Origin of the sequence: uncultured Leptotrichia sp. (genome assembly GCF_938036635.1) — a bacterium.
GTDB lineage: Bacteria > Fusobacteriota > Fusobacteriia > Fusobacteriales > Leptotrichiaceae > Leptotrichia > Leptotrichia hongkongensis.
On record NZ_CALHQO010000409.1, the window covers coordinates 1 to 6591 of the forward strand.

The 6591-nt window shown below is 31.4% G+C and carries 8 protein-coding genes; all 8 read left to right on the forward strand.

What is annotated here, in order from left to right; translation table 11 throughout:
• Nucleotides 1-118 precede the first annotated feature (118 nt).
• The 8 genes from nikB to Q0370_RS08275 all read left to right on the forward strand — a co-directional run bounded on the left by nikB (nucleotide 119) and on the right by Q0370_RS08275 (nucleotide 6471).
• Nucleotides 119-1060: a nickel ABC transporter permease gene (gene nikB / locus Q0370_RS08240; protein ID WP_299574495.1), complete on the forward strand. Its 942-nt coding sequence runs from the start codon at nucleotides 119-121 to the stop codon at nucleotides 1058-1060.
• A gap of 11 nt (nucleotides 1061-1071) precedes the next feature.
• The gene (gene nikC, locus Q0370_RS08245) at nucleotides 1072-1893 is read left to right on the forward strand and encodes a nickel transporter permease (RefSeq protein ID WP_299574511.1); all 822 of its coding nucleotides are present in this window, start codon (nucleotides 1072-1074) and stop codon (nucleotides 1891-1893) included.
• A 48-nt stretch (nucleotides 1894-1941) separates the two neighbouring features.
• A complete protein-coding gene (locus tag Q0370_RS08250; RefSeq protein ID WP_299574497.1) occupies nucleotides 1942-3507 on the forward strand; it encodes an ABC transporter substrate-binding protein in 1566 nt (521 codons plus the stop codon).
• A 9-nt stretch (nucleotides 3508-3516) separates the two neighbouring features.
• Nucleotides 3517-4302 (forward strand): ABC transporter ATP-binding protein, encoded by a 786-nt coding sequence (locus Q0370_RS08255; RefSeq protein WP_299574499.1) that lies wholly within the window; start codon nucleotides 3517-3519, stop codon nucleotides 4300-4302.
• The gene (locus Q0370_RS08260; RefSeq protein ID WP_367270881.1) at nucleotides 4241-5098 is read left to right on the forward strand and encodes an ABC transporter ATP-binding protein; all 858 of its coding nucleotides are present in this window, start codon (nucleotides 4241-4243) and stop codon (nucleotides 5096-5098) included. The genes Q0370_RS08255 and Q0370_RS08260 overlap by 62 nt, the downstream gene beginning before the upstream one ends.
• Nucleotides 5099-5187: 89 nt before the next feature.
• Nucleotides 5188-5442, forward strand: coding sequence for a type II toxin-antitoxin system RelB/DinJ family antitoxin (locus Q0370_RS08265; RefSeq protein WP_012806209.1), 255 nt, complete (start codon nucleotides 5188-5190; stop codon nucleotides 5440-5442).
• Nucleotides 5442-5705: a Txe/YoeB family addiction module toxin gene (locus Q0370_RS08270; RefSeq protein ID WP_299574507.1), complete on the forward strand. Its 264-nt coding sequence runs from the start codon at nucleotides 5442-5444 to the stop codon at nucleotides 5703-5705. The genes Q0370_RS08265 and Q0370_RS08270 overlap by 1 nt, the downstream gene beginning before the upstream one ends.
• Before the next feature lie 211 nt (nucleotides 5706-5916).
• Nucleotides 5917-6471 carry a hypothetical protein gene (locus Q0370_RS08275; protein ID WP_299574509.1) on the forward strand — a complete coding sequence of 185 codons (555 nt, stop codon included), beginning with the start codon at nucleotides 5917-5919 and terminating at the stop codon, nucleotides 6469-6471.
• Nucleotides 6472-6591 lie beyond the last annotated feature (120 nt).

Genomic DNA, 6591 nt, shown 5'->3' on the forward strand with positions numbered 1-6591 from the left:
AAAATATAATTTAAATTTCTTTATTTATTAAACTAGTAAATCGAAAAAAGTATAACGATTTTAATAAAAAAGTCGTATTTTTAAAGGAGGAAGTGATAAGTATCACGAATTTAGAACAATGACGAAGAATAAAAAAATAGTAAAATATGCTACACAAATATTAATTGTACTTTTTGGAATAAGTTTTTTTACTTTCTGTCTTATGTATATTTCTCCAGGAGACCCTGCACAAGTAATGCTGACAGAATGCGGACATATTCCGACGCCTGAACTTTTGGCTCAAACAAGGGCGGAACTTGGGCTTAATCAGCCTTTCTACATTCAATACTGGAAATGGCTGTTTGGAGTGCTGCAAGGGAACTTTGGAAAGTCGTATTCATTAAGAATACCTGTAATTCAAAAAATTGCTCAGGCATTTATACCTACATTGTCATTATCTTTTCTGTCTCTTTTTATGATGTGTGCAATGTCGATACCGCTTGGAATACTTGCGGCAGTAAAAGAAAACAAATGGCAAGATTATTTGATAAGAATGATAACATTTATGGGAATGTCTGTACCTAGTTTCTGGCTAGGGCTAGTATTTTTGAGCATTTTTGGAGTGCAACTAGGATTGGTATCAGTTTCAGGCGGAAATGCTGATTTTGGTTCAATGATTTTACCTGCATTTACAATAGCGATAGCAATGTCAGCTAAGTATATACGTCAAATAAGACATATATTCCTTGAAGAACTTGGAAAAAGTTATGTGACAGGGGCTAGAATGAGAGGAATAAAAGAAAGAGATATTTTATGGAAACATGTACTGCCTAATGCAATGCTTCCAATAATAACATTACTTGGACTTTCATTAGGAAGCCTTCTGGGAGGAACAGCAGTTGTAGAGATAGTTTATAACTGGCCAGGAATGGGAAGAATGGCAGTAGCTGCTATAAAATCACAGGATTATCCATTAGTTCAATCTTATGTTCTTATAATTGCATTTTTATATTTACTAGTAAATATTACAGTTGATATTTCATACAAATATTTGGATGCGAGAGTTGAGGAGGTAATTTAGGTTTGAATAAATTGAAAAAATTAAAATTTATAGGAAAAGATACTCAACTGAAAATATTTTTGGTATTGGCTATTATTGTGGTATTAATCGCAATTTTTGCACCAGTTATAGTTCCAAAAGATCCTTTTAAACAATTAGGACCAAGTTTACAAAGACCATCAAATCGATTTATTTTTGGAACCGATCATCTTGGAAGAGATTTATTTTCAAGAATTATATATGGCTCAAGATATTCTATATTTATGACTTTAACGTTAATGTTTGTAATATTTGCAGTAGGAACAATATTAGGAGTAATTGCAGGATATTTTGGTGGGATTGTGGATACAGTCATAATGAGAATAGGGGATATGATGATTGCGTTTCCTGGACTTATTCTTGCTATAGCGATAGCAGGGCTTTTGAATCCAAGCGTTAAAAATTCGATTATTGCAATAGCCGCTGTTACTTGGACAAAATATGCAAGGCTTGCAAGAAGTATGGTACTGAAAATAAAGCAGGAACTTTATGTAGAAGCTGCAAAAATAACAGGAAGTAAGGATTATTCAATAATATTTAAATACATAATTCCAAATATGATTACAACAATGATAGTAACAGCAGTTTCGGATATGGGAACACTAATGCTGGAAATAGCTGCACTTTCATTTTTAGGATTTGGAGCACAGCCACCAACTCCAGAATGGGGAGCAATGTTAAATGAAGGAAGATCAGCACTTAGTAGAGCTCCGTGGGTAATGCTGTATCCAGGATTAGCAATAGTAGTAGTTGTAGTTATATTCAATATGCTGGGAGATTCAGTAAGAGATGTAGTTGATATAAAAAATGAATAATTTATAAAAAATATGGTAACAAAAAATAAAATATATAGGGAGAAAAGAATGTTGAAAAATCGTAAAAGTAAATTTTTAATTTTAATTTTAGCAGTATTGATGCTGCTTGTGGCATGTGGGGGAAAAGGTAGTTCTACAAAAAGTAAAACTAATCCAGATGAACTTGTAGTTGGAGTAACTTCGTTTGCAGATACGCTTGAGCCTACAGATCAGTATTTTAGCTGGGTTGTAACTCGTTATGGTGTTGGAGAGAACTTGACAATTTTTGATGAAAAGGGTAACTTGCAACCATTACTTGCTGAAAGCTGGAAATTAAGTAATGATAAATTAGAGTGGACTTTTAAAATAAGAGATGGAGTAACTTTCTCAAATGGACATCCATTGACAGCAGAAGCAGTAAAAAAATCAATAGAAAGAGTATTTGCTAAAAATAAAAGAGCAGAATCATTCTTTAAATATACTTCAATAGAAGCCAATGGACAAGAATTGAAAATAAAAACAAAAGAGCCTGTAGCAATATTGCCTGAATCATTGGCAGATCCGTTGTTCTTAATAGTTGACACATCAGTTAATACAGATGAATTTGCTCAAAAAGGACCAATATCAACAGGACCGTTTGTTGTGCAAGAATTTAAGCCTGGTGAACAGACAGTTGTTGTAAGAAATGAAAAGTACTGGAATGGAAAAGCAAAATTGGCAAAAGTAACGTTTAAAGATATAAATGATCAAAATACAAGAGCATTGTCGTTAAAATCAGGAGAAATTGATGTAGCGTACAACTTGAAAGTTACTAATAAGGCTGATTTTGAAGGGGATAAAAATATTGTAATAAATGAATTGAAATCATTAAGATCAACTTATGCCTTTATGAATCAAACTAAAGGACTTAAAGATAAAGTATTAAGAGAAGCAATAATAAGAGGTGCAAATAGAGAAAACTATACACAAAACTTATTACAAGGTGGAGCAACTCCAGGAAAAGCACCAATACCTCCAACATTGGACTACGGATTTAATGAATTAAAGGATGAAAATGCCTATAACCGTGAAAGTGCTAAAAAATTATTAGCTGATGCAGGTTATAAAGATGTGGATGGAGACGGATATTTGGAACGTCCTGATGGATCGAAACTTGACTTGAACTTTGTAATTTATACAAGTAGAGAAGAATTAGGAATTTATGCTCAGGCACTTCAGACTGATATGAAAGAAATTGGAATAAAAGTTACGTTAAAACCTGTAAGCTATGAAACAGTTTTGAGTATGAGAGATGATTCAAACTTTGATATGTTGATTTGGAACGTGCTTGCTGCAAATACAGGAGATCCTGAAAAATATTTAAATGAAAACTGGTACAGTAAAGCAGAAACAAATAAAACAGGATATTCAAACCCTGAAGTTGACAAACTAATGGACGAATTATCAAAAGAATTTGACAAAGCGAAAAGAAGAGACTTGATAATTAAAATACAGCAATTAGTAATGAACGATGCAGCTACATTATTCTTTGGGTATGAAACTACATTCCTTTACAGTAATAAAGTAGTAACAGGTCTTAAAATGTATCCAATGGACTATTACTGGATAACAAAAGATGTAGCAAAAACTAATTAAGGAGAATTTATGTTGGAGATAAAAGATTTGACAATTCAGTATGGGGATAAACCTCCAGTAGTTGAAAATTTTTCTCTTTCATTGAAAAAAGGTGAAATAATAACAATAGTTGGAGAAAGCGGTAGTGGAAAATCTACCGTTCTTTCTTCTATTTTGGGATTATTGCCAAATGGAGGGAAAATAATATCAGGCGATATAATTTATAATGGAGAGTCAATGCTAAATAAAAGCCTTAATCAATGGAGGGAACTGCGAGGGACTGAAATAACAATGATTTCACAGGATTCAGGAGGAACTCTTAATCCAATAAGAAAAATAGGAAAACAGTTCGTTGAATACATTCAGACACATTCCAAAATGTCAACAAAAGAAGCTGAAGAAAAAGCAAAAGATATGTTTTCCAAAGTAAACTTACCAGATCCCGAAATCATTATGAAAAGCTATCCGCACCAACTGTCAGGTGGAATGAAACAGCGTGTAGGAATAGCAATGGCACTTACTTTTCATCCTAAAATTATTCTGGCAGATGAGCCTACAAGTGCATTAGATGTTATAACACAGGCTCAGATAGTAAAGGAAATAATGGATCTCAGAAAAAAATTTGACACTTCTATTATAATGGTAACTCATAATCTTGGAGTTGCTGCATATATTTCAGATAAAATAATTGTTATGCAGAATGGAAAAATCGTTGATGCAGGTAATAAAAACGAAGTTATAGAAAATCCAAAAAGTGAATATACTAAAAAATTGCTTGAAGCTGTGCCTGAAATTGGAGGTGAAAGGCTTGTCTAATATTAATGATGTAATTCTTGAAACAAAAAACCTTACAAAAATTTATGAAAAATCAAATGATAAAAAAGTAGTGGCTTGTAACAACGTAAATTTAAAAATTCATAAAGGAAAAACTTTGGGAATTGTTGGAGAATCAGGATCAGGGAAAACAACACTTGTAAATATGCTTATGGACTTGGAAAAGCCAACTTCTGGAGAGATTTTGTATCACGGAAGAGATATAAGCAAGTTTACAAAACAGGAAGTTTGGGAAAATAGACAAAATATCCAGATAGTCTTTCAAGATCCATGGTCAGCTTTTAATCCAAAAATGAACGTTATGCAAATTCTCACAGAGCCATTAATGAATTATGGTAGACTAAAAAGATCGGAAAGAAAGCAAAAAGCTGTAGAACTTCTTAAAATGGTTGACTTGCCCGAAGAATTTGTAACAAAGTATCCTCAAAATATGAGTGGTGGACAAAGACAAAGGCTTGGAATCGCAAGAGCAATTTCGCTTGAGCCAGAGATACTTATATGCGATGAGGCAACTTCCGCACTTGATGTTTCCATTCAAAAAAACATAGTGGAACTTCTTGTAAAATTACAAAAAGAAAAAAACATAACAATGATTTTTATATGTCACGACATTGCACTAATAGAGTCTTTTGCACACGAAATCGTAGTAATGTACCACGGAGATGTGGTGGAAGTAATAGAAGGCGGACAAATTTCTGAAAAAGCAAAACATCCATACACAAAGTCGCTATTGAGTGCAATTTTTCCTGTGCGTGGAGAAAAGGTGGAGGTTAAGTAGTTTTACTGTTATTTATATAACAAAAGTTTTATTTCTTATGATTTTTATGCTATAATAGTTATATATATTTATGTATAGGGGTGATAAAAATGAGTAAAACAACTTATGCATTTAAATTAGATGATAATTTAAAATTTGATTTGGAAAATGTATGCGAAGAATTGGGAATAACACTACCTGTTTTTTTTACAATGGCAGCCAAAAAATTGGTTAGAGAGAGAAAACTGGAAATTGACTTGTCAGAAAAAGACGATTATTTCTACAGTGAAGAAAATATTACAAGACTTCTAAAAGCAAAGGAACAAATTGAAAAAACTGGTGGAACAGTTCACGAGGTGCTGTAATGGTAAAAAGATGGTCTGATGAAGCATGGGAAGATTTTCTTTTTTGGCAGAAAAATGATAAGAAAGTTTTCAAAAAAATATCGGAACTTATAAAAGACATTGATAGAAATGGATATGCTGGTATCGGAAAACCTGAAGGCTTGAAGCATGAACTGTCTGGCTACTGGAGCAGGAGAATTAATGAAGGAAATAGAATTGTTTATAAAATAGAAAATGGTGAAATCTGGTTTTTGCAATGCGGTTCTCATTATAAGAAAAAATAAAAAGGGTGGAAAAATTTTCTACCTTTTTTTGAGTTTGGTTTAAATAAATTTCATTGAATTATTAAATATTTTTGATAAGTATTTTTTGATTGAGTGTGTCATAGTAATACGACGAAATTTAAAAATATATGAGGAATTTTTTTAAGAAGAAATTGGATTTTAAGCAACTTGAATTTATAAGAAAAATATTAAAATATAGGAGATAGTCAAAATGAAAATAAAATTACGATTACAATCAGAAGATCCTGATGATTTTGAATTAGATTTAATGGAATGTTTTAGTAGTGTTCCAGTTATTATAGGTGATAAAATGTTTTTAAGAACTTATACTACGGTTTTAGATACATTGGATAGCACATACAATCAATTACCTGAAACTTTAAAAAAAATGTTAAACCAGCATCAAACTAGAAGTTTTTATTTAAAGTCTTCTTTATTAACAATAACAGGATTAACAGCATACAGTATAGGTATAGATGTTAATAAAAAAGTAAATGCAATACACGCAGGAAAAATTTTCAATAACTTTGATAAAGAAAGAGGATATACTCAAATAGATTGTTGTTGCTTTTTACCTTCAGGAAGTATGGGAATATATTTTCAAACTTTAGGAGAGATTTTTTTAGAATTTGACTTAGAGGATGTTTTTTTTCTAAAAGATTCTAAAGATTTTTATAAAATTTCAGATTTGGAATATAAAGAAAGTGTTGAGATAAATAATCAAGATTATGATGAAATTACAGAAATTATACGTGGTAAAAAGTAATAAAAAATCTTAAAAAATTGAAAATTATCTTTATTGAAATCTTTTAACTTAATAAATTTGAATAATATAGTAGAACTGCTTTAAAACTAAACTCAAAAGGCTATGACTATTTTGCTCAAA